The sequence below is a fragment of the Algoriphagus halophilus genome (assembly GCF_041729275.1).
GTDB lineage: Bacteria > Bacteroidota > Bacteroidia > Cytophagales > Cyclobacteriaceae > Algoriphagus > Algoriphagus halophilus_A.
The window spans coordinates 1,744,317-1,767,953 of sequence record NZ_CP146486.1 but is presented as its reverse complement, the minus strand read 5'-3'; the positions used below and the strand labels follow the sequence as shown (position 1 = coordinate 1,767,953).

The 23,637-nt window shown below is 39.1% G+C and carries 26 protein-coding genes and 1 pseudogene; 12 read left to right on the top strand and 15 right to left on the bottom strand.

Annotated features, from left to right (window positions below; translation table 11 throughout):
- Positions 1–24: 24 nt before the first annotated feature.
- The 3 genes from V8V91_RS09500 (at position 25) to V8V91_RS09490 (ending at position 2,575) form a co-directional block, all read left to right on the top strand.
- Complete coding sequence (locus tag V8V91_RS09500; RefSeq protein ID WP_373399854.1) at positions 25–1,275, top strand: amidohydrolase; 1,251 nt, start codon at positions 25–27, stop codon at positions 1,273–1,275.
- A gap of 152 nt (positions 1,276–1,427) precedes the next feature.
- A complete protein-coding gene (locus tag V8V91_RS09495) occupies positions 1,428–2,309 on the top strand; it encodes an aldose epimerase family protein (protein ID WP_373399853.1) in 882 nt (293 codons plus the stop codon).
- Positions 2,306–2,575, top strand: a complete 270-nt coding sequence (locus V8V91_RS09490; protein ID WP_373399852.1) for a hypothetical protein — start codon at positions 2,306–2,308, stop codon at positions 2,573–2,575. Before V8V91_RS09495 ends, V8V91_RS09490 begins: the two co-directional genes overlap by 4 nt.
- A gap of 140 nt (positions 2,576–2,715) precedes the next feature.
- On the opposite strand, the gene V8V91_RS09485 is transcribed toward V8V91_RS09490, so the two are convergent.
- From V8V91_RS09485 to V8V91_RS09445, 9 genes are all read right to left on the bottom strand, one after another.
- A complete protein-coding gene (locus V8V91_RS09485) occupies positions 2,716–3,186 on the bottom strand; it encodes a hypothetical protein (RefSeq protein WP_373399851.1) in 471 nt (156 codons plus the stop codon).
- A gap of 74 nt (positions 3,187–3,260) precedes the next feature.
- Positions 3,261–4,280, bottom strand: a complete 1,020-nt coding sequence (locus V8V91_RS09480) for a glycoside hydrolase family 3 protein (RefSeq protein ID WP_373399850.1) — start codon at positions 4,278–4,280, stop codon at positions 3,261–3,263.
- An 87-nt stretch (positions 4,281–4,367) separates the two neighbouring features.
- Complete coding sequence (locus V8V91_RS09475) at positions 4,368–4,898, bottom strand: hypothetical protein (protein ID WP_373399849.1); 531 nt, start codon at positions 4,896–4,898, stop codon at positions 4,368–4,370.
- Entirely contained in the window at positions 4,837–5,307 is a 471-nt protein-coding gene (locus V8V91_RS09470) for a hypothetical protein (protein ID WP_373399848.1), read from the bottom strand. Before V8V91_RS09470 ends, V8V91_RS09475 begins: the two co-directional genes overlap by 62 nt.
- Entirely contained in the window at positions 5,253–5,579 is a 327-nt protein-coding gene (locus V8V91_RS09465; RefSeq protein ID WP_373399847.1) for a hypothetical protein, read from the bottom strand. The genes V8V91_RS09470 and V8V91_RS09465 overlap by 55 nt, the downstream gene beginning before the upstream one ends.
- Before the next feature lie 37 nt (positions 5,580–5,616).
- Complete coding sequence (locus V8V91_RS09460) at positions 5,617–5,781, bottom strand: hypothetical protein (protein WP_373399846.1); 165 nt, start codon at positions 5,779–5,781, stop codon at positions 5,617–5,619.
- An 11-nt stretch (positions 5,782–5,792) separates the two neighbouring features.
- Positions 5,793–6,104, bottom strand: coding sequence for a hypothetical protein (locus V8V91_RS09455; protein WP_373399845.1), 312 nt, complete (start codon positions 6,102–6,104; stop codon positions 5,793–5,795).
- A gap of 11 nt (positions 6,105–6,115) precedes the next feature.
- A complete protein-coding gene (locus tag V8V91_RS09450; RefSeq protein WP_373399844.1) occupies positions 6,116–7,741 on the bottom strand; it encodes a glycoside hydrolase family 10 protein in 1,626 nt (541 codons plus the stop codon).
- A 17-nt stretch (positions 7,742–7,758) separates the two neighbouring features.
- Positions 7,759–8,289 carry an N-acetylmuramoyl-L-alanine amidase gene (locus V8V91_RS09445; protein WP_373399843.1) on the bottom strand — a complete coding sequence of 177 codons (531 nt, stop codon included), beginning with the start codon at positions 8,287–8,289 and terminating at the stop codon, positions 7,759–7,761.
- Positions 8,290–8,648: 359 nt separating this feature from the next.
- On the opposite strand from V8V91_RS09445, the gene V8V91_RS09440 reads away from it, so the two are divergent.
- On the top strand, positions 8,649–9,362 hold the full coding sequence (locus V8V91_RS09440) for a DeoR/GlpR family DNA-binding transcription regulator (protein ID WP_373399842.1): 714 nt from the start codon (positions 8,649–8,651) through the stop codon (positions 9,360–9,362).
- An 86-nt stretch (positions 9,363–9,448) separates the two neighbouring features.
- On the opposite strand, the gene V8V91_RS09435 is transcribed toward V8V91_RS09440, so the two are convergent.
- Positions 9,449–10,438: a c-type cytochrome gene (locus tag V8V91_RS09435; RefSeq protein ID WP_373399841.1), complete on the bottom strand. Its 990-nt coding sequence runs from the start codon at positions 10,436–10,438 to the stop codon at positions 9,449–9,451.
- 237 nt (positions 10,439–10,675) lie between these two features.
- On the opposite strand from V8V91_RS09435, the gene V8V91_RS09430 reads away from it, so the two are divergent.
- Both V8V91_RS09430 and V8V91_RS09425 read left to right on the top strand, forming a co-directional pair.
- Entirely contained in the window at positions 10,676–12,097 is a 1,422-nt protein-coding gene (locus tag V8V91_RS09430) for an amidohydrolase (protein WP_373399840.1), read from the top strand.
- A 14-nt stretch (positions 12,098–12,111) separates the two neighbouring features.
- Positions 12,112–14,460 carry a patatin-like phospholipase family protein gene (locus V8V91_RS09425; protein WP_373399839.1) on the top strand — a complete coding sequence of 783 codons (2,349 nt, stop codon included), beginning with the start codon at positions 12,112–12,114 and terminating at the stop codon, positions 14,458–14,460.
- Here V8V91_RS09425 and V8V91_RS09420 read toward each other — a convergent pair.
- The gene (locus V8V91_RS09420) at positions 14,441–15,541 is read right to left on the bottom strand and encodes a glycoside hydrolase family 43 protein (protein WP_373399838.1); all 1,101 of its coding nucleotides are present in this window, start codon (positions 15,539–15,541) and stop codon (positions 14,441–14,443) included. The genes V8V91_RS09425 and V8V91_RS09420 overlap by 20 nt on opposite strands.
- A gap of 204 nt (positions 15,542–15,745) precedes the next feature.
- On the opposite strand from V8V91_RS09420, the gene V8V91_RS09415 reads away from it, so the two are divergent.
- The 5 genes and pseudogenes from V8V91_RS09415 (at position 15,746) to V8V91_RS09395 (ending at position 20,409) form a co-directional block, all read left to right on the top strand.
- Complete coding sequence (locus tag V8V91_RS09415) at positions 15,746–16,303, top strand: gluconate 2-dehydrogenase subunit 3 family protein (RefSeq protein ID WP_373399837.1); 558 nt, start codon at positions 15,746–15,748, stop codon at positions 16,301–16,303.
- A 12-nt stretch (positions 16,304–16,315) separates the two neighbouring features.
- Positions 16,316–18,010, top strand: a pseudogene (locus V8V91_RS09410) (GMC oxidoreductase).
- A 109-nt stretch (positions 18,011–18,119) separates the two neighbouring features.
- Positions 18,120–18,893 (top strand): sugar phosphate isomerase/epimerase family protein, encoded by a 774-nt coding sequence (locus tag V8V91_RS09405; RefSeq protein ID WP_373399836.1) that lies wholly within the window; start codon positions 18,120–18,122, stop codon positions 18,891–18,893.
- 98 nt (positions 18,894–18,991) lie between these two features.
- Complete coding sequence (locus V8V91_RS09400) at positions 18,992–19,393, top strand: sulfatase-like hydrolase/transferase (protein ID WP_373399835.1); 402 nt, start codon at positions 18,992–18,994, stop codon at positions 19,391–19,393.
- Positions 19,375–20,409 carry a sulfatase gene (locus tag V8V91_RS09395; protein ID WP_373399834.1) on the top strand — a complete coding sequence of 345 codons (1,035 nt, stop codon included), beginning with the start codon at positions 19,375–19,377 and terminating at the stop codon, positions 20,407–20,409. The genes V8V91_RS09400 and V8V91_RS09395 overlap by 19 nt, the downstream gene beginning before the upstream one ends.
- Before the next feature lie 12 nt (positions 20,410–20,421).
- Here the strand turns inward: V8V91_RS09395 and V8V91_RS09390 are convergent, their stop codons facing one another.
- From V8V91_RS09390 to V8V91_RS09375, 4 genes are read right to left on the bottom strand one after another with little or no spacing between them, the layout of a single operon-like run.
- Complete coding sequence (locus tag V8V91_RS09390) at positions 20,422–21,105, bottom strand: response regulator transcription factor (RefSeq protein ID WP_373399833.1); 684 nt, start codon at positions 21,103–21,105, stop codon at positions 20,422–20,424.
- Positions 21,102–21,767, bottom strand: coding sequence for a sensor histidine kinase (locus V8V91_RS09385; RefSeq protein ID WP_373399832.1), 666 nt, complete (start codon positions 21,765–21,767; stop codon positions 21,102–21,104). The genes V8V91_RS09390 and V8V91_RS09385 overlap by 4 nt, the downstream gene beginning before the upstream one ends.
- 54 nt (positions 21,768–21,821) lie before the next feature.
- Entirely contained in the window at positions 21,822–22,328 is a 507-nt protein-coding gene (locus tag V8V91_RS09380) for a hypothetical protein (protein ID WP_373399831.1), read from the bottom strand.
- Positions 22,329–22,339: 11 nt separating this feature from the next.
- Positions 22,340–22,624 (bottom strand): hypothetical protein, encoded by a 285-nt coding sequence (locus tag V8V91_RS09375; protein ID WP_373399830.1) that lies wholly within the window; start codon positions 22,622–22,624, stop codon positions 22,340–22,342.
- 111 nt (positions 22,625–22,735) lie between these two features.
- Between V8V91_RS09375 and V8V91_RS09370 the strand changes: the two genes are divergently transcribed.
- Positions 22,736–23,569, top strand: a complete 834-nt coding sequence (locus tag V8V91_RS09370) for a GLPGLI family protein (RefSeq protein WP_373399829.1) — start codon at positions 22,736–22,738, stop codon at positions 23,567–23,569.
- The last annotated feature ends 68 nt before the right edge of the window (positions 23,570–23,637 follow it).

The window sequence follows — 23,637 nt, the reverse complement described above, 5'->3', positions numbered from 1 at the left end:
ATAGATCCAATCTTCCAATCCGCTATGAAGCACCTTGTTTTATTTCTCGTAACCTGTCTTTTATCCTTTTCTTACCTCCAAGCTCAAGTTCAGGTAATTCAAAATGTCCACGTGCTCAGTTTGGAAGATGATTCCATCTTGGAAAACCAGGCTATTCGGGTAGAAAATGGAAAAATTGTGGAGGTTATTCCGATGACAAAAGTGTCCAATCGTCCCAATGAAACTATAATTGAAGGCAATGGAGCTTACGTTTTTCCAGGGCTAGCAGAGTTTCACTCTCATATTCCAGTGGCTCAAAATGGAAACACTCAATTACAAGAAGAAGCCATGTGGCTCTATTTAGCAAATGGAGTGCTAAGAGTGAGAGGAATGATTGGGCATGCTTCACATTTACCTTTAAAAGCAAGAATTGAAGCTGGAACCTTGCCAGGCCCCCGATTATTTCTTTCAGGTCCCTCATTCAGCGGAGGTTCTGTTTCCTCTCCGGAACAAGCAGCACAGATGGTAAGAGATGAAAAAGCTGCTGGTTATGATCATCTAAAACTTCATCCAGGGTTAGAAATGGATGAATTTTTGGCCATTGCAAAAACTGCAAAGGAATTGGATATTCCATTTGGTGGGCATGTTTCCTTAGATGTGGGGCTTAAAGTCAGTTTGGAAAATGGGTATAAATCCATTGAGCATATGGATGGATATGTGGAAGCCTTATTGCCTGACTATTCAAGAGTTTTTGATTCAGATGTGGCAGGTCCTTTTACCATGCTATTGGTGGGAGAAGTTGATATGGATAAACTGCCTGAACTTGTTCAAATGAGTTTAGATCATAAGGTTTGGATAGCGCCTACCTTGACCTTATTTGATCGATATTTTGGGTCAAAACCAGCGGAAGAATATAGAAACATTCCTGAAATGAAATACATGTCAGCGGCCCAGGTGCAGAACTGGATCAATGCCAAAACTCCCTATGAGGAAGCTGGAATTTTGACCAAAGAAAATGTTCAGCCTTACCTGGATTTTCGAAATAAATTATTGATGACTTTGCATCAAGCAGGAGTTCCTGTTTTGATGACATCGGACTCTCCTCAGGTTTTTAATGTCCCAGGATTTTCTATTCATCACGAAATCGAATTAATGTCAGATGCTGGAATGTCCAATTATGAAATCCTAAAGTCCGGTTCGGTTAATCCTGCCCTATATTTTGAAGAGGAGGGCGAATGGGGAGTAATCAAAAAGGAGCTTCAGCAGATTTTGTTTTGGTTAAGGAAAACCCATTGAAAGATTTAGAGACTTTGAAGACACCGATCGGAGTGATGATGAAAGGAGCGTATTATGATCGGAATAGACTGGATCTAGAGTTAGCAAAAATTGAGTCAAACCATCAACGATAATTTCAAAGAGTTTCCATTCACCCAATTCCAAAACCACCTATGTACCAGACAAATAAATTATTCTACTGGCTTCTAGTATCCATGATGATTTTTGCCTGTCAGAATAAACCCTCAGAACGAACTGAAATGGATGATTCAAAAGAAATAAACTTTGAAATGAAAGTAGAGAAAGTGGGAGAATGGGAAGGCAATGATGTGTACAAGTACGATTTAGATAATGGTTTCATGCAGGTCCAAATGACCAATTTTGGAGGGATCATCTCCAGGATACTTGTTCCTGATAAGGATGGGAATTTAGAAAATGTGGTCTTGGCATTGGATAGCATACCACAATATTTTACAGGAAATGGACCTTATTTAGGCGCCGCTGTTGGTCGGTATGCCAATAGAATCGGAGGAGCATCATTCGATCTGGATGGAACGACATATGAAATCACCAAAAATCTTGGAGAGAATCATTTGCATGGAGGAAGAAAAGGTTTTGGGGTACAAGTATGGGATGCTGAACCATTTGATACTGATCAATCGATTGGTGTCAAAATGCATTACCTCAGCAAAAATGGAGAAGAGGGTTTTCCTGGAAATCTGGATACATGGCTGTACATGGAATTAACCACTGATAATAAAATAAAAGTCAGATTTGAATCTACTACCGATCAAAAAACGGTCGTGAATTTGACCAATCATAGTTATTTCAATCTAGGCGGAATTACTGGAGATGTGAAGGATCATGAAGTACAGATTTTGGCAGATTCTTATACAGAAACAGACGATCGATTGATTCCAACAGGAAATCTATTGGATGTAGAAGGGACTCCTTTGGATTTTCAAACTCCAAAAAATCTAGGACAGCAAATGGAATTGAATGGGGGTGGATATGATCATAATTTTGTGACCAAAAAGAAAACTCTTCTGAATTGATTGCTATCGCAAAAGTAAAACATCCAGATACCGGTCGTGTCATGGAAGTTTTTAGCACGGCACCGGGTGTACAATTTTATACAGCCAATGGGATGCGGGATTTTAAGGGGGCTGACGGAAAAGTTTATCAACCTTTTTGGGCTTTTTGCCTTGAACCACAAGCTTGGCCTGATAGTCCTAATAAACCCAGTTTTCCAACCGCTTCATTAGCACCGGGTGAAAAGTATGTTCACGAAATTGTATACCAGTTTGAAGTCGAGAAGTAAAGTGATAATAAGTATTCTATTTTGATTTTTTTAATAGGTTAAATTGTACTGGAAGAGTGTTGTAATTAACCTTCTTAATAAATATAAAAATGGTGCCTAGAGAATTTCCGGACACCTTTTTTATAACTGAGGTAATCAGTTTATGAAAGCTTTACGCTGAGTTTTCCAATTGCTTTCCATTCTCCCATCAAATGCTTTACTGCAACTCTTTGAGTGGCCTCAAAAGATTGGTAGGCTACGATGACACTGGAGTAGATAGATAGATCTCCAAAATGTCGTAAGGCTAATGGATTTCCAAATAGATATAAAATACAAGGTTTTTCATGAGCCAATTGCTGAATTTCCTCCAAATCAGATTTATCCAATCCAAAATGATTCATCGGTTTAGCAGAAGGGACAAAAACAGGGATTATTAAGAGCTCAGATTTTTTATCGGAGATTTCTGCAAGATTTCTACCAAAGGCTTCTTGTAGTAGACTTTCAAAAGTTCTGGTTGGACCGGATGGAAAAGACCGTAATCCCAAATTACCTGATTCTCCCAAATCTCTGATTCTAATGGGATTGATTTCTCCTTCCAGTTGACAAAGGAATTCTTTTGAAAGCTTCTCCAAGAACTTATCATGATTTTCCCAGTTGAAATGGGGGATCTCAATGGTTTTTCGCTCTAGAACTCCAAGTTTTTGTTTTAAGTCCAGGATTTTTGAAATGCTAGTTCTATGTCCTCTTTTTTGCCTCTTTCTAAAATAAATTGAATTCCTTCTTTTACATGTTCAGAAAAGCACAAAATATCATTCCCGGCCTGAAATGCTTCCCATTCCAATTGACCAGGATTGGGGAAGAGATTAGCTACAGCTTTCATGTTTAAAGCATCCGAGATGACCAATCCCTTAAAGCCCATTTCATTCTTTAACAGGTCAGTGATGATGTCCCGACTGATACTGGAGGAAATTTCAATATTTCCACTAAGTGCTGGAACAGCCAAATGTCCGACCATAATCATTTCTACATCATGATCGATTCCATATTGAAAGGGATATAGTTCTTCGGCTACTAACTCCTGTTTTGTTTTATTTACCACAGGCAAACCTAAATGAGAATCCACATGGGTGTCTCCATGGCCTGGGAAGTGTTTTAGGCAAGCTCCAATTCCTGCTTTCTTCAATCCCTTATAAGCAGCTAAGGCAAGCCGGGCGACGGCATTTGTGTCAGACCCAAAAGACCTATAGCCTATGACTGGGTTTGAAGGATTGGTGTTGACATCTGCGCAAGGAGCTAGATTAAGATGAATTCCTGCACTTTTTAGATCAAGACCCATTTTGTAATTGACCTCTTCTACTTGCTTTTCCCCTTCTTGGCTAATTCCACCCAAAGAAATAGCAAAAGGATAGGCGGGAGTCTGCTCAATACGCATTGCCAGACCAAATTCCCCATCAATAGATATGAGTAAAGGGATGGTAGAAGCCTCTTGATACCGGTTGATGAGCGCTACTAATTTTTCTAAAGTCCCTGATACATCTAAAACCTCCTGTCTTTTTTCAAAGTTGGCAGCAGCCGAAATACGACTATGAAAAAAGGTCAATCCACCTATTTCTTCCTCTCGGATCAGGTTTTCCAAGGCTTGGTGATTTTCTTCCGAATCATGAATAAATGCCGCAGGGAAGAAAATCTGGGCTATTTTTTGCCTATTGGTTAGCGTGGGGTTCATTCGTTAATTTCAGGTTTATGTGCTTTTTTACTTAAAAGCCGCCTAGTTCAAAGCTACCGGTTTTAAATGAAAGTTTAGGAGAAAGTTTTATTCAGTTTTCTTGCCAAACTCTTTAGGGTATTTTACGGATTTTGCCATGATTATGGCCGGGATCATGGCAATTCCTACCCAAATAAAGAACCCTGTGTATCCTAACCATTCCTGAATATACCCTGAAACCATTCCTGGAAACATCATCCCCATCGCCATAAATCCAGTGGCTAATGCGTAATGGGAAGTTTTAAAAAGCCCTTCCGCTAAATAAATCAAAAAGATCATATAGGCTGCGAAGCCAAATCCATATCCAAATTGCTCAATGACAACGACTGTTCCGGCAAATACGATGCTTTCTGGTTGAAAATGGGCCAAAGCGATGTAAAGTAAATTGGGAAGGTTTAGGGATAATGCCATGGGGATCATCCATTTTCCCAATCCATTTTTTGAAATGGCAATACCTCCCAAGATTCCACCCAATAATAATGCAATCACTCCGATGGTTCCATAAAGAAAACCAACTTCAGAAGTGCTTAAGCCCAATCCACCAGTTTGGCGATCTTCTAATAAAAATGGAGAAGCCATTTTTACCAACTGAGATTCCCCAATCTATAAAGCAAGACAAAGGCCAAGGAGATTCCAATATTCTTTTTGTAAAGAACGTGCTGAAAACCATAGCAAAACTAGCTTCTTTTTTATTTGTGACTTTGGATTCCTCTTCTACTTTCGGAGTGGTTAAAAAATTAATAGCAGTAAGTAGCAACATTAATGCCCCTACTATAATCATGGTATAAGACCAGGCTTTGCTGTTATCTCCTAAACTGGTTTCTAGATACCCTGCAATAATGACGATCAAGCCTTGACCAGTGATCATACCTATTCTATAGAATGTGCCTCTCAGTCCTACAAAAAAGCTTTGTTGGTCTGGTTTCAAGGCAATCAAATACATGCCGTCCGAAGCGATATCATTGGTAGCGGAGGCGAAGGCCCCCATCCAGAAAAAGCGAGTGAGATAAAGAAAAACGAAGAGCCTGAGGTATTGAATCCTACCCCAATGAATACCAAGGCTAATACCAATTGCATGTATAAAAACCATTTTCTTTTGGTACCTACTAAATCAATGATAGGACTCCAAATGGGCTTAATTACCCACGGTAAATACAATAAACTGGTGTATAATCCGATGTCGCTATTGGAGACTCCGAGCTTTTTATACATAATCACTGAAACTACGATGATCACAATGTAGGGTATCCCTTCGGTCATGTATAAGGAGGGTATCCAAAGCCAAGGGTTTTTAGGTTTATTTTGTGTCATTATTGCGAATCAAATTTTCATATACACTGATTTCCGAGCCATCAATTACTTTAGCTCCCACTGTTTTTTGGTAAAAATCCTCTGGTCCTACTCCTCCTATAATTCCATAGATGTATCCCATTTCCCGAAGAGATTCTAAGGATTTAATCAATAGTATCTTTCCTATTCCTTTTCCTCTTTCGGATTCTTTGGTGCCTGTTGGGCCAAAAAGTTTTTTGCTGTAGACTCATAACAAGCAAAACCCAGGATTTCATTTTCTCTTTGGGCTATGTAACAGCTTACAGGTTGCCTGGAAAAAGAAACCTCTACTTCCGATTTCCAATAAGCACCAAAATGCTCTAGTACCCAAGAAGTAATAAAATGCTTTTCCGGAGCAATGGCTCTACGAAAGACAATGTTTTCCTTTTTGGCAAGTTGTTTTTCTAAATCGGAACAATCCGGTAATCCAATCAATCTGACAAGCATGTCTTTCATTTCAGAATATTTTAAGGTACCTGGTAGACTTGGGTTTGAACAATTCTACCATAATGATCTATCCATCTTATGGCAAGATACTTTTTATTTAAACTGGATACTTCTAACGCCCTAGCTCTCATTCCTCCTACCCAAACAGGGTGAATTACTGAATCAGCAAGTTGGCCCAACTCACTTGCTCCTTGTACCAAGGCATAACGAATTGCCGGGTCCAAAGGCTTCTCGAGATGGATTTTGGTCAGTGTTTGATCTGCGGTGATATCCAAGACCACAGGTATGTCAATAATGGCTGGTGTCTTGGGTTGGAAAGCAGGAGGCAATGTGGTTTCCTGATACAGCTCATTTTTTATGGTTTGCGCCACATCCTGATTTTTGATCAGCAAAGATTTGGCGGAGAAAAAGGCATTACCCTGTACATTTGGGATAGTTCGAGTGTAAGAAATTTGATCAGGAATTTCACTTGGATTATCCCAAGCCTTATCTGCATTGTCTCGGATTTTATAAGGGCCGTTTCCGATATAGATATTTGTTTGGTTGCTATTGTTTGACCACCAATCATTCAATTTTCTATAGCTTGCCAACTCATAATCCATGCTCCAATAGATTTGGGGGATCAAGTAATCTATCCACCCATTTTTCATCCAAGTAATTGGATCGGCAAAAAGATCATCATAATTGGTCTGTCCTGCTCGGGTAGGGGAGCCCTTTGGATCTTTGTCTTGATTTCTCCAAACCCCAAAAGGAGAAATTCCAAATTGCACCCAAGGTTTAGTGGCTTCTATAGCCTTGTGAACAGCAAAAATTAAATCATTGACATTTTGTCTCCTCCAATCTTCTAAGGTCTGACCTGGAGATTTAAATTGATTATAAGTGGTGATATCAGGGAAAGATTGATTCTCCACTTTGTAAGGGTAGAAATAATCATCAAAGTGAACGGCATCTAAATCATAATTGGCTACCAATTCTTTAATGACAGAAGTTAAATGAGATTTGACCTCGGGAATCCCAGGGTTATAATAGTATTTGGTTCCGTATTTCAGCATCCAATCCCGATGGAGATTGAAATCATGCGAGGGGCTCAATAATTCTGTTTTCAAATCAAAGGTGGCACGGTATGGATTCAGCCAAGCATGAAATTCCATACCTCGGGCATGTGCTTCTTTGATCATCCAAGTCAATGGATTTTCCGAAGTTTCTGGAGCTTTTCCTTCTTTTCCAGTTAGGTATTTAGACCAAGGAGCGAGATTACTGGGGTAGAAAGCGTCTCCTGCAGCCCTAACTTGGACAATGACTGCATTAAAATTTAAGGACTTGTAATAGTCTAATAATTTAAGGAAATCAATTTTTTGCTTTTCAAAGGGATCTGTTGGCGAGGTAGGCCAATCAATGTTTGCCACAGTAGCGATCCACACTCCTCTAAATTCCCTAGGGATCTCAGGTAATTGATAATTCAAAGGTTGCAGATGTACTGCTACCGGAGAGGTTTCCTTTTCAGGGAATTGGTCTTTTGGGCCTGTAGTTGAATTTCGTGGTAATTCTTCTTTAGAGGTATTTGTTCCTATTTTTTTTGATTTACAACTAGCAAAAGCAAACATGGAAATCAAGGCAATGCAAAGGTAAAAATGGGAATTCCGCATAAATAATCGCGAGGTAATCAAAGCGAAGGTATTGGTTTTAAGTTCAAGTCAGATAGGTTTTTTCGAAGCCTCTCCATAAAGTCAACTCCAGGGTCTGTTTTCACAGTTCTATAATCAGGATCATATTCTTTCCATAGGTCAGTCTCTTGAAAATTTTGATATTCATAATGACCTATTACATATTCGATTTCATACTTCTTCCTTAAATGCCGAATGAGCATTTCATTAGCTTTGAGTTGTTCCTTTGTTAAGGGAGCATTGGGGCCTCCAATATTTTCTATTCCAATGGCGGTATAATTCAGACCGATTGTATGTCTTGCAAAGGTGGTTTCCGGTAAAAGCCTAAATATAGTTCCATCGCGATCGATCAAAAATTGACTGGAAACATTCAGGTTGCTTGCTCCGGTAAGATCTGCTCTTCCTCCTAAAGTGGGAGAATCAAACACGTCAAAGGTAGATTCTATGGAATTGACAGCAGTCCAATGGACCACTACCATGGTAGGGGCTATGGTAGCTTCTGTTTTATCCAAACCATGTCTTTCTTTCAAATACTTGAGTGAAAGTTCTTCACGTTCCTGATTCCAAGTAATTGGTTTTTCGAAAATCCGAAAAGTTGATTTAGAACTACAGGAAATTGAGGCGATAAGGAGTATACAAATTGTTAAATGCTTCAAAAGTCTCATAATAGTCAAACTTGAAATTGGGATTTAGTATTGCTTAAAGAACCGGGATTTTTGACATGAATTTAAGAATGAATGCTGATCGCCGAAATAGGTAAGCTAAACTAGTAGGAAATTAGAGTAATCAGGGTATTGGGACGCAATTATTTGCTGTATTTTTCAGATTCTTGGTAAATCTTGCATGGTCTTGCAGCTTTTGCTAGTTTAAGACCTCAATCAAAAAGAATATGCTAAAAGAAGAAAGGCAAAAGTTCATCTTAGATCAGGTGCATCTTCATCACCGGGTATTGTTGGTAGATTTATCAGAAAGTTTAAATGTTTCCATAGATACTGTAAGAAGGGATGTGAAAGAACTGGCCAAGGATCGGAAATTAAAGAAAGTCCATGGAGGAGCTACTTCTTTTGGGTTTATGAATTTCCGGAAGGAAGAGGGAAATGTATACTTACAATCCAAAAAAATAGCAATTGCAGAGAAAACAGTCTCCCTGTTGTCCGAAGGGCAGGTAATCTTAATGAGTGGGGGCACCACGAATATGGAGGTGGCGAAAATGATTCCCAAGAAACTTTCCCTTACTGTTTTTACTCCCAGTCTCCATGTAGCCATGGAATTATTGGAGCACCCGGAAGTGGAAGTGATATTTTTAGGAGGAAAATTATTGCATGATGCGAAATTTGCAGTGGGAGGTACAGTGGTAAATTCCTTGTCTCAACTTAGAGTGGACTTATGTATTTTAGGTACGGGTTATTTGGATGCAGAATATGGATTGACAGAATTTGATTGGGAGGTAATTCAAGTAAAACAAGCCATGATACGTGCGGCCAAGAAGACGGTCATTCTTTCTGTTTCAGATAAGTTGCATTCAGTCCAAAAATACAAAACCTGCGATATGTCTGCTGTTCATACCTTGGTGACCGAGTTGATCCTTCGGACCAACTTTTAGATGCCTTTCGGCCATTTAATTTGACTTTAGTATAAAAAAAGCTTCTGAAGATTTCTTCAGAAGCTTAAATAAATTGTCTATAACATCTATTCCGAAGCCTCAGCTGGAGTGAATTTCACTACTTGATTGGAGATAGGTTTCACTGTTTTCAAATAAGCGTAGATTGCTTTCAAATCTTCATCTTTCATTCCTGAATACATGGTCCAAGGCATTAGAGAGTTAAATTCTCCAGGTTGGACTTTAGGGATCACATATCCCGAATCTTGGTATTGTTTAAATTGCCTTACAAATCTTGTTTCATCCCAAGACGCCAAGCCTGAAGGATCGGGAGTAATATTGGAAGATCTTAAGACTGACCCATCTGGATTGCCAAATTCTCTTCCTCCTGAAAATGCCATTTCAGGAATGATCTGACCTTGTGGTGTTACTGGAGTATGACATTCTATACATCCAGCAGCATTGGTCAGGTATGCTCCATAGGCTACTTGATCACTTGGATCAGGGGTTTTTTCAGGACTAGCTTCTGTTGGGATGGTTCTCATGATTAGATTGACAGGAAAGTCTGCCTCAGAATCCGGTACTTCATAATCTATTGGATCTAAAGATCTGATGTACGCTATAATAGAGTAAATATCTTCTGGATCCATTTTCCCATAATAGAGATATGGCATCAATGGAAACATAGGTCTTCCGTCATTGGTTACCCCAGTGGTGATCACTCTGTATAATTCTCCGTCAGTATAATCAGAAATACCCGTTGGGGTGATGTTTTTAGCATAGAATACGCCTGGGAACCCCATGCTATGATCAAATTTGTCTCCCCCTTTTCCTAGCGTACCATCAACAGGAGGTCCGGAGAATAGTGAGAAATCCCTGGTAGAGTGACAATCCATGCAAACGGTGACATGGTTTGCTAGGTAGGCTCCACGTTCGATTCGAGCCTGACTATGTTCTACATTTAATTCTGCAGGTTCAGCTACGCTTGGAAATGCTATTTGAAGGTAGGCAAGAGCCCCGATTACAAAAATGATAATGGCTCCAAAGAGGTATCCAATAATTTTAATTAGTTTTTTCATGAAAAGTGGATAAGGTTGGTAATCAGTAAATTATGTAAAAAATAGTTTTTACAAAAATATTGACATGAAAAACGTTTTTATAGGTTTGAAATATTTAAAAATAGCTTTAATCAGTGCATAAATGGTCGAAAATTACTTGCGTAAAGTGAAATGAAATTTCACTTTTTATAGATCCTTCATACTATTCTACTATTCAATCCGTATTTTCGAAACTAAATCAACCACAACTCTTAAGAAATGAAAAATTTAATTACCCTGTGTTTTTTATTCCTGGCTTTTATTGCAAAAGCCCAGGAAGAAGTTTTGAAAAAACTGGATGAAAAGGCATCTTTTTATTCTGAAGTATCCCAGCAGATTTGGGATTATGCAGAATTGGGATATTTAGAAACTAAGAGTTCTGCTTTATTACAAAAAACGCTATCTGATGCTGGGTTTAAAGTTACAGCTGGTGTAGCTGAAATTCCAACAGCTTTTGTGGCAGAATATGGATCAGGGAAACCAGTAATAGGAATCATGGCAGAATTTGATGCTTTGCCAGGTGTATCTCAAAAAGCAGTTCCTTTTCGTGAGCCAGTTGTAGAGGGTGGAGCTGGACACGCTTGTGGTCACCATCTATTTGGTACTGCTTCAGTGGCAGCAGGAATTGCTGCGAAAGAATGGATGATAGAGAATAATATTCAAGGTACAATTAGAGTTTATGGTACTCCAGCTGAAGAAGGTGGTGGAGGAAAAGTATATATGGCAAAATCCGGAATCATGGATGATGTGGATGCCATGCTTCACTGGCACCCATCTTCTGCCAATAACGCAGGTGCTAACTCCTCTTTGGCTAATATTTCCACCAAATTTAGATTCTACGGGGAAGCTTCTCATGCTGCTGCAGCTCCTGATCGCGGGAAATCTGCTTTAGATGCGGTAGAGGCCATGAATTTTATGGTGAACTTAATGCGTGAACACGTGCCTATGGAAACCAGAATGCATTATGTTATTACTCGAGGTGGAGAAGCACCTAATGTGGTGCCTGCATTTGCAGAGTCATACCATTATGTAAGACATCCTGATGCCATGAAAGTGAAGGAAATTTTTGCTAAAATGATTGATGCAGCAGAAGGTGCAGCTTTAGGAACTCAAACCAAAATGGAGTACGAAATCATTAACGGGGTATATAATTTACTTCCTAACGAAACACTGGCCTCTGTGATGCATAAAAACCTAGAAGCAATAGGAGGTGTTGAATACAATGCAGAAGAAACCAAGTTTGCGGAAGATATCATTAAGACTTATCCAGCAGGCGTGATAGTTTCTCCTGAAGATGCTGAGAAGATTGCTCCATTCGAAGTGAATGAAAAAGGTTCAGGTGGTTCAACAGATGTTGGCGATGTGAGTTGGCTAGTTCCCACTGCAGGATTAGGCACGGCAACTTGGGTTCCTGGTACTTCAGCCCATACTTGGCAGGCGGTAGCAGCAGGGGGTACTAGTATTGGTAAAAAGGGAATGATGGTAGCAGCAAAAACCCTTACCTTGACAGCGATTGATATTTTCAAGGATCCTTCTATCGCCGAAAAAGCAAAGGTAGAGTTGGATAAAAGAAGAGGAGCTGACTTTAAATATGAAGCTTTAACAGGAGAACGAAGCGCACCTTTAGATTATAGGAAATAATTATAGATATAGATATGAATAAGCAAAGAATTGGTCTACTGTTTTTTTCGATCCTTTTTATTCATGTCTCTGTATTTAAATCTTTTGCCTTTCAACAAATTCCCACTGACGAAACCAGACCTAAAATTGGTCTGGTTTTGAGTGGTGGAGGAGCCAAAGGAATGGCTCATGTTGGAGTCATTCGATATTTAGAAAAAGCGGGGATACGGCCCGATTATGTGGTTGGAACAAGTATGGGGTCTGTCATAGGCGGCTTGTATGCTTTAGGGTATAGTGCAGATGAGTTAGAAAAAATTATTCTCAGCATCGACTGGGATTTGTTGATTTCCAATAGAGTAGAATTCAACTCTATCTCTTTTGAGGAAAAGGAGTATTACAATCGATACCTGTTGGAGCTTCCTTTAAAAGAAGGAAAAATATCTATTCCTTCTGGATTGATTGAGGGACAAAAATTATCAGAAGTTCTCCATTATTACACCTGGCCCGCCAATGAATACAAAAATTTTGACGAATTCCCTATTCCATTTAGATGTATAGCTACCGACATCTCCACTGGAGAGCCTATTATTTTTGACAAAGGATATCTTCACGATGCACTTAGATCCAGTATTGCTATTCCTACTGCCTTTACCTCATTTTCCTTAGATTCAACACAAGTGGTCGATGGAGGAGTAGTCAATAATTTTCCTGTGGATATTGCTCAGGATATGGGGGCAGATATCATCATAGGAGTAAACGTATCTGATGAAGATTTTTTAAAAGCAGATGAGCTTGGAGGCTTTGGGGGTATTTTGATGCAGGTAGCGATGGCAAGATCACTTGCAAAAACAAAGGGAGCGATTGAAGAATGTGATATTTATATCAAACCTGATTTAGGAGAATATTCCACAGGTAGCTTCGGTAATTATAAAGAGATTTTAGAATTGGGAGATCAGGCGGGACAACTTTATTTTGATGATTTCAAGCAATTGGCTGATAGCTTGGGAAGAAAGGATGTGATGTCTAGTCTGGGCTTTGAACCTGCTCCGATTTTGGTCAACGACATCGAGTTTGTGGGAAATAATTTGTTTTCTGATAACCTCCTTCAATTAAAGTTAAACATCAGAAAAGGCTCGAAAGTAAACAGGGATGAAATAGAAGATGCCATAGAACGAGTATATGGTATCAATGGCTTTTACAAGGTTGATTATACCTTGATTCAAGTAAGTGAGAATAGTTACAATCTGAAAGTTAGATTAAAAGAGAAGCCATCTTCCTTGATTAGTACTGCTGTTCATTATGATAATCAGTTTTCGGCAGGAATTCTCTTTAATTATACCGCAAGGGATTTAATAGGTCTTTATAACAGAACAGTGTTTTTGCTGGATGTATCTGAAAACCCGAAAGCTAGGGTAGATTATTATAAATATTTTTCAAGAGAAAATAACTTGGCTTTTAATGTCCGTTTGAACCTCCTTAGGCAACAATTACCTGATTATGAAGAGGGAAATGAACTGGATGTAATCATCGCAAGGAATAATAAATTGGTGGCCCAAGTAATGACTACCGGTTCGCTGAAACAATCATTTGCTATTGGAGGAATATATGAGGAGACCAAGTCGAGATTTCGTTTTAATGTCGGGGTTTCTGATGGATTAAAAAATGCCAAGCAAAGCTCTTTGGCGGTTAGATTTCGATATTTCCGAAACTCACAAAATAACAGAAATTACCCCACAAGGGGAGCAGAAAGTATTGTAGAAAGTAAATTTCATTTTAATAATCGATTGAGTTTTAATTTGAGGCCTGGAGTAGATACGCTATTTATTGATACTGAAAATGGACAGGTTCCAATCTCCAAAGATCAACTGAACCTATTGACTGATATTTTCAATCCAGACCCATATCTTTCTTTATTCTTTAAATACTCAAAGTTTCTGCCTATAGGTCCGAAATTTCAGTTTAGACCCGAAATAGCTTCTGGAGTTGTATTAACCAGTTCATCTGGAAAAATTCACCAAGACTTTTTTGTTGGTGGATATCAAACGATTCGATTCAATGATATTAAGTTTTGGGGGTTAAATTATGCTGAAGTACAAAGTCCTAATTTTTTAAAAGCGGGCATGGATTTTCAAGTAGTCCCTTTTAAAAAGATCTATCTTAGAACAGGCGTGAATGTATTAGGGTTTAGCTCCTCCTATTCTTACAAGGAAAAAGAATATGTTAATAATATTTTTAATGATGACCAATATTTTGGGTATGGGGTTGATTTGACTTACCAATCCTTTATTGGTCCGATAACGGTAGGTTTATCAAGCAATACTCAAGATAAACAGCTTAGGTCTTACATTTCTTTGGGGTACTCCTTTAATTATTCGGATCGATAGTCTGGATAGACCCATCAGGCAAATGTGTCAAAGGAGTCATTTTGATATTTCTCAAGTGGGTTTCCCCAGACAATTGGGTGTCGTGATAGAACAGATACCATTCCCCATTAACTTCTACGATAGAATGATGATTGGTCCATCCTTCCACAGGGTTTAGCACGATGCCTTGATACGTAAAAGGCCCATAAGGATTGTCTGATGTGGCATAAGCGATGAAGTGGGTATCACCTGTAGAATAGGATAAATAATACTTGCCATTGTATTTGTGAACCCAAGCGGCTTCAAAGAACCTCTTTTCATGATCACTACTCAAAATCGGTTCCCCGTCTTGATCCAAAATCTGAATTTCTTTGGGAGTCTCAGCAAATTCCAATAAATCCTCGCTCATTTTAGCAATGATTGGTCCCAGAGCAGGTTCTTCAGCAGCGGGGATTCCGTCCGTGGGAGCTGGACCCTTGTCATCAAATTTGTTATCTCTGTATTTTTGCAATTGGCCACCCCAAATTCCTCCAAAATACATGTAGTAGGCACCATCAGTGTCCTCAAAAACGGATGGATCTATACTGTAACTCCCTTTGATTGGTTCGGGCTGAGCAGTGAATGGACCAGTTGGAGAGTTGGCTACTGCTACTCCGATTTTGAAGATATCCTGCTCATCTTTTGCCGGGAAATATAAATAATACTTCCCGTCCTTTTCAGCAGCATCTGGTGCCCAAAGTTGTCTTTTTGCCCAAGGAATATCTTCTACACCCAATACCTTTCCTTCGTCTACCACAGAGGATGTGGGAGAGTCCATGGAATAAACATGATAATCCATCATGTTAAAATGGGAGCCTAAATCATCTTGAGGTACATCTGATTCAATGTCATGAGAAGGATAGATGTAAATTTTCCCTTCAAAAACGTGTCCCGATGGATCAGCGGTGAAATGATCAGTGATCAAGGGTTGGGAAAGGTATTTGGAAGATTTGGCTTCTGCTTGGGGCTCCTCCGAAGAACCTGTAGTATTGGTGGATTTATTGCAAGAGGCAAAATTGATTACAAGGATTATTGCTGAATAAAATCGAAATAGGTTATTCATAATTAGGTTTGTTTGAAAACCAAGGATTTAAGATAAATTGAAAAAAAGATTTTTCAAGTATTCCTGGATTAAATAAGAGAAGTGGGGATGGGAAACCTTTAGGAAGACCATTGATCTAAAGCTTAAACCATAAAAAGGATTTCTCTTCTGAATATCAATGAATTCGGTATATTCAAAATTCAAAACCCAATCTACCCTTATTGTATGGATCGCAGAAAATCACTCAAAATCCTTGGTGGCTCTGTTGTTGGAATTGCTGGTTTGGCTTTAGTCAATTGGAAATGGCAAATTACAGATCAATTAACCCATCAAGGCTTCTTTTCTTACCAAGAAGAAAAACTAATCAGTAGTATCGCTGATACGATTATTCCTGAAGGACTTCCTCCTCAACTTCCTAATCCTGATGCAAAACCTATTGGTGCTTTAAGTACTGGTACTGATTCGTATTTAAAAAAGCTATTTGAACATTGCTATGATCAGGATGATCAAGCGGATATAAAAAATGGACTTGATCAATTGAATCAACAAGCTAACCTAGAGTTTGGTGATGATTTTTATAATCTTCCAAAAACAGAGCGGGAAGCTTCATTGATGCAAATGGCCAATTCTGAAGATGAAAAGCAAAAAGAATTTTTTAAGCTCATGAAGAGCCAGACAATTACAGGTTTCACCACTGTAAAAGAAGTCATGGTTGATTACCAAGGATATCAAGTTGCTCCAGGCTTCTACAATGGCTGTGCTGAAGTAAAATCAAAAGCTTAATCCCTAAAACGTATGCTACAAGATTCAAAAGAAAAAAGAACATATGATGCCATTGTGATTGGCTCGGGGGCCAGTGGAGGTTGGGCAGCGAAAGAATTGACTGAGAAAGGCTTGAAGACCTTGGTGCTCGAGAGAGGTAGGATGGTGAAACATATAGAAGATTATCCCACTGCTTCAAAAGCTCCTTGGGAATTTGAATTTCGGGGAGCTACCTTTGGAAAAAAGATCGGGAATTGGTGGAGGAAGATGGTTGAGGGAGGAGACTGCCCATTGGGCATTAGCGGATGATGAGCAACCCATCATTCAAGAAAAACCATTTCGGTGGTTTCGGGGATACCATGTGGGTGGAAAATCGTTGCTGTGGGCAAGGGCTACCCAAAGATGGTCTGATTATGATTTTGAGGGACCCGCAAGAGATGGTTTTGCCATTGATTGGCCTATTAGAGCCAAAGACTTGAATCCATGGTATGATTATGTGGAAAAATTTGCTGGAATAGCCGGTAGTAGAGATGGATTGCCCGAGCTACCTGATTCAGTAGTGATGCCGGGGTTTGAATTGAGTTGTATTGAGAAGTATTACAAAGAACAACTTCAGGCAAACTATGGGGATAGACATCTGATCCAAGGGAGATGCGCCCACCTAACAGATCCCCAGGAAATTCATAAGCAGCAGGGAAGAAATAAATGCCAGCATCAAGCTATGTGTAATAGAGGATGTGTATATGGAGGATATTTTTCGGCCAATGCCTCTACTTTACCCTGGGCAGAAAAACCGGGAATCTGACCGTGAGGCCTGATGCTGTAGTCGAGTCAATTATATATGATGATGCGAAAGGAAAAGCTTCAGGGGTAAGAATCATCGATAGGCACACTAAAGAAGCAATAGAGTATTATGCAAAAATCATTTTTGTAAATGCCTCTACTATTGCCTCCAATGCAATTCTATTGAATTCAAAATCATCTACTTTCTCTCATGGCATAGGAAATGAAAATGGCCTACTAGGTAAGTATTTGGCTTGCCATAATTACAGAGGAAAAGGGTATGCAACATTTGAAGGTTTTCTGGATAAGGCTAATTTGGGAAGAAACCCTGGTCATGCCTATGTTCCAAGGTTTCGAAATGTCTTTAAGCAGGACACGGATTTCCTGAGAGGGTATTCCATTGGCATGTCTGGAGGAAGAGGAATGAGTGCAGATACAGGAATGATTGGAGATCAGTTAAGAGATAATCTACTCAACCAAAAATACAATGATGTATGGGGGATGGCAGCTTGGATGCAAGGAGAAACAGTCCCGGTTGAGGATAATCATATGAGATTAAGCCCTGATAAAGTAGATAAATACGGCATTCCACAGATTATTCTTTCAGTAGAATGGAAGGAGAATGACGATAAAATGACCGCGGATTTTGTCGCCCAACAAACTGAAATGTACGAGCGGGCTGGGTTCAAAAATATCAAAGTAGAAGATTCTCATTCAGATCCTGGTTCGGATATTCATGAAATGGGAGGAGTAAGAATGGGTAAAGATCCCAAAGGATCATTACTCAATGAGTGGAATCAGCTGCATCATTGTAAGAATGTATTTGTAACTGATGGCGCTTGTATGACCAGTACCAGTACCCAAAACCCTACTTTAACTTTTATGGCATTAACTGCGAGAGCTGCCAACCATGCAGTAGAAGAATTGAATAAACAAAACCTTTAATTGGAAAGAACTTAGATTGATTTATGAAATATAAACCTGTCCTACTGATCCTTGTCTTCCTTGGCATGGCGATTTCTTTGGATTCCTTTGCCCAGAAAAAGGAGATCCTTTGTATAAAGCTCCTTTGGGTATTGCGGCATATACCTTTAGAAATGAATTCCCGAAAGGAGTAGAGCATACTTTGGATATTATTCAAGAAATGGGATTTACAGAATACGAAGGAGGTACGGCTGGGCTTACCCCAGAGGAATTCAAAAAACTATGCGCAGAAAGGGGGATAAGTATTCCTTCCACAGGTACTGGTTTTGAACAATTAGAGGAAGACCCTCAGGCGGTAGCAGACCGGGTGAAAGCTTTAGGCGCCAACTATGTCATGTGTGCCTGGATCCCTCATAAAGGAGATTTCACAAAAGCCAATGCTGATCGGGCTATTAAGGCCTTTAATGAAGGAGGAAAAGTCTTAAAAGAAAATGGAATCATTTTCAAATACCATGTTCACGGGTATGAATTCCAACCCTATGGAAATGGGACGTTATTGGATTACATAATTGAAAATACGGACCCGGAATATGTTTCTCTTCAAATGGATGTTATGTGGACGCACTTTGGAGGTGGAGATCCTGTGGCTTTATTGAAGAAGTATGGAGACAGATGGGTATCCTTACACCTGAAGGATTTCCGAAAAGGTGCTCCAAAAGATATGACTGGGTTGACAGGTCCGGAAAATGATGTTCCACTAGGGACAGGTGAATTGGATATTCCGGGGATTTTGAGAGAATCCAATAAGATTGGAATCAAACACATGTTTATAGAAGACGAAAGTGATCATGAGCTTGAGAATCTTCCAAAAAGTATAGCCTATTTAAAAAGTTTGAAGTACTAACGAGGATTGTCAAATATTTTGAAGTTTACTTTGAAAAGAATAATCATGAATTCCGGGTTTTCTTCCGGAATTTTTACTTTTAGGTAAAATCTATCCTGATGAATAAAATAGTACTGATTGCCACTCTTTTAATTTTTCATGCCTTTTCTTCTTTAGCACAAGATGAAAAAGATTTCAATGTTTTGATCATTCATGTGGATGATTTGGGTTGGGCGGATATTGAGCCCCTGGGCAGTGATTTTTATGAAACCCCCCATATCAGTACTCTTGCTTCTGAAGGTATATTATTCACAAATTCTTATGCTGCAGCAGCAATTTGTTCACCGACAAGAGCTGCTATGCTCACTGGTAAATACCCAGCCAGATTAGGAATCACGGATTGGATTCGAGCTAAATTTCAAGGAGTAACCACATCAGGTAAACCTGGCGATTATGAAGTCTTTGAAGACCGACCTTTGAAAACCCCTAAAATTCAAGGTTTTTGCCTTTGGAAGAAGTGACCATTGCTGAAAGAATGAAGTCAAAGGGATATGCTACGATGCATGTTGGCAAATGGCATTTGGGAGAAGAAGGGTTTTATCCAGAGGACCAAGGTTTTGATGTCAATGTAGGAGGGAATGATTTGGGACAACCCCCTAGTTATTTCGATCCTTATCTACCAGAAAAACCAAGGGAGTTTTACGAAATCACTACGTTGAGACCTAGGAAAAAAGGTGAGTTTTTGACTGATAGAGAAGGGGATGAGGTGGTTTCATTTATGAATGCGAAGAAAGATGAAAAATTCTTCATTCACTGGGCCCCTTATGCGGTTCATACCCCAATTATGGGTAAACCGGAATTGGTAGAAAAATACAAGCAAAAAGATCCGGGCAACCAGCGAAATCCTACCTATGCTGCGCTAGTAGAAAGTGTCGATCAGAATGTAGGAAAAGTAATTCAGGAGCTAGAAAGATTAGGTTTAAGGGAGCAGACTTTAGTGATTTTCACCTCTGATAATGGTGGATTGATCGGAAATTATGAGAACCCCATTACCAATAATTTCCCATTAAAATCGCAGAAAGGTTATCCTTACGAAGGTGGAATAAGAATTCCTACCATTGTAAGTTGGCCCGGTACCTTGCCAGAGGGGGTTATTAATGAAAATCCAATTATTACCATGGATTGGATTCCTACTATATTGGATTTTATAGGTGATAATCCGAATCAGGAAGGTTTAGAAGGGATTTCCCTAAAAGAAACTTTGACCAACCCTCAGACAAAACTAGAGCGTGATTTGTTTTGGCATTTTCCGCATTATCGATTGAATGATATAGTTCCTTATGCCATCGTTAGATCTGGGGATTATAAATTGATCCATTATTTTGATGGAAGCGAAGGAGAGCTTTATAATTTGAACTATGACATGGAGGAAAAAGTAAATGTTATCTCTACCCGCAAAGCCATTGCAGAGGAATTGCAAAACAAGCTAGAACACTGGTTAGTAGAAACTGGAGCTAGATTGCCAGTGGAAAAATAGAGTTTAGCGCACTTAGCAAACTAACTTATAGCCATACCCTCGGATATTTAGAATTTGAATTTCGGGATCATCTTGAAGTTTTTTGCGAAGCTTTGTGATAAAAACATCCATGCTTCTAGCATTGAAAAAGTCATCAGCTCCCCAAATTTGATTCAAAATTAAACTCCTATCTGTAATGTCATTGCAGTTTTCCAGCAGGATTTGGAGTAGTTGGGATTCCCTAGCGGTAAGCGGAGATTCTGTGGTTCCTAATTTCAATAATTGTCTGGTAGGGTGGAATTCAAATTTTCCTAATTCCAACCAGTCACTTTGTTGGGTTTTTAATTTTTTTCGACTCAATTGAGCCTTGATTCTTACGATCAATTCCTCCATGCTGAAGGGCTTTCGGATGTAGTCATTACCTCCTTGTCCAAATCCTTTGACCACATCTTCTGTTTGACCTTTAGAGGTCAGAAAAATGATGGGTGTGAATGGATCAATTTTTCGAATTTCCTCAGCAAGTGTAAAACCATCCTTCTTGGGCATCATCACATCCAGAACCAGAATTTCAGGTTTGGTGGTTTTGTACTTTTCCCATGCAATTTCTCCATTGGAACAAAGAACCACTTCAAAGTCTCTGCTTTCCAGACTTTCCTGAATGATCATGCCTAGAGAGATTTCGTCTTCAGCTAATAGTACTTTTGTCTTGGTGTTCATGGCCAAATGGTTGTAAATGATGTGCTTTTTGGGGCGGTGTCCAGTTCGATGACTCCTCCATGTTTTTCGATGATCTTTTTGACATAATAGAGACCAATTCCAAAGCCCTTTACATCATGCACATTGCCTTGAGGAATTCGATAAAATTGCTCAAAAATCCTTTCTTCTTGACCTGGGGCTATTTTTCCGCCGCTGTCCCAGATTTTAATTTTCGTTTGGTTGCTTTGTTCCAAACTAATTTTAATATGATCTCCTCCGTATTTGATCGCATTGTCCAGAAGATTAGATAAGACATTCTCAAAATGAAAGGTGTCCACTAAAATAGGTTTGATTTGTGCTGGTAGCTGGAGTTCTACCTCCTTCTCAGGGGCCAAGGTTTGGTATTTCTGAAGCAGAGAACGAAGAATGGGTTCGGGATCTATTTCCTCCATTCTCAAAATCAATTGCTCAGAATCCAGAGTAGCTGTTTCTAATAATTTTTCTACCATCATGTTCAATTTGTGTAATTGCATCTTTGAAATACCCAGATAGCGTTTGTTCTTTTCTGGGTCGTTGGTAGGATTAAATTGTTCTATTCCTTCAATGGCAGATAAAGTAGTGGCGATTGGGGTTTTGAATTCATGGGTAATATTCGAAATCAAGTCCTGTTTGATTTCTGCCACTTCTTTTGGTTTTGATAGTATGGTAGAGGTAATAAAAAGCGTAAGAAATAATTCCTAAAAACACAAGAGAGAGGTAAGAAGTTCGAATACTCCTCGTTTTAGAATATTGAGAGCTGTATTCTCGAAATACAATTCCAAGTATTGGCCCCTTGGCAAAAAGGTGGACTTGGTAACGGTTTTGAAAGGCATGTCCAGCAGGGCTGGATAATTATAGGAACCGGAAATGGTGTCCTTGGCAAATTGAAGCAAGCCATAATTGATGCTGATTCCCTTTCTATCTAAATCAGCTTGGAATAGCTCGTTGATTTTTCCGAAATCCAGAGAATCTCTGGTAATAGAAATGATGATGGTATTAGTCAATGCCTTAAGCCTATGAATACTATCTGCAGATTCTAATCCTCGAAAAATATTGATCTGATGTTGCTCATCTACTGCCATATTGGTAGCCGAGTCAAACGTTAAATTATTATATAATTGGAGGGGTTCAGAGGAATCAGAAAATGACCAGGTAGCCGCATTGGAATCAATAGCTTCTAACGTTTCCAAGGATTTGAAAAACATTTTACTTTTTCCTACACGATGAAAAAACTATCGTTTAGACTATCTGCTTTTACGGAATCAGAAACTGTAAAATCGAGCTGAAGTGGTTTTCCATCGGTAAATGTAACTACATCTGTTTTTGCCAAATCCGCAAAATATGCTTCTAATGCATTGTCTAAACTCACCTGGATATCCTTGGTCAGTTGAGTTTCTATTTGTTTGAATTGAGAGATATTTCTATAGATCTGTACTCCGATGGAGACCAACAAAGTGAATCCTATTAAAATACCTATCCGCTTGAATTGTAGCTTTTTCACAATGCTAAATTAGGAGCTAATCAATTGAAAAACCGAATGTTAACACACGTTAACACTGCTTAACTTAGTTATTTGGGCTGTTTTTATTGGTTTGCATCAAAGAAAATACATATGAAAACCAAAATTTTACTCCTCGGATTTATTGTTTTTATGGGCCTAGTAAGCACTACTAAGGCTCAAGGATTGACTGGGATTGCCCACTACAAATCCTCTTCAACTATCAAATTTTCAATGGATAGCACTAAAATGGCTCCTGAGGCTATGGCAGATATTCAAAGACAGTTGAAAAAACAACTCGAAAAGGAATATGTGCTTACGTTCAACCAAGGAGAATCTAATTGGAAACAAGCAGAAAGCTTAGGTGCCGGGCCTGCTACTGCTTCCTCAGGAGGTGCTACAATCGTGATTAACACCGGTGGAAGTGATTTAGTCTTGTATAAAAACCTGGCTGAACAGAAATACCTGGAAGAGAAGGATTTGATGGGTAAAGAATTTTTGGTCAAAGATGACCTGAAAGTTTTTGAATGGGAACTTACAGGAGAAACCAAGACCATTGGTAATTATACCTGTCAAAAAGCGACCTATACAAAAATTGTGGACAGCAAAAGATTCTCCACTGGCATGGAAGAAATGGAAGAATTCAAGGATACTGTCCAAGTCGTTGCATGGTATACCGATCAAATTCCTGTCAGTCATGGACCTTCTGAATTTTGGGGACTTCCTGGCCTAATCCTCGAGTTACAAAACAATGGTTCTACTATGATCTGTGAGAAGATTGTGTTAAACCCGGAAGAGAAGTTTGAGCTCATTGTTCCTAAAAAAGGAAAAGAAATGACAGCTGATGAATATAGAGCCCTTGCAGATGAGAAGATGCAAGATATGATGAAAAAATACCAAGGAAAGCCAGGAGGAGAACATCAAATGACCATAAAAATCGGTAATTAAAAACCATTTATTTCAAGAAAACTAAACCAACATGAAATTGATTTTTAGGGTTTTTGCAGGATTTCTCC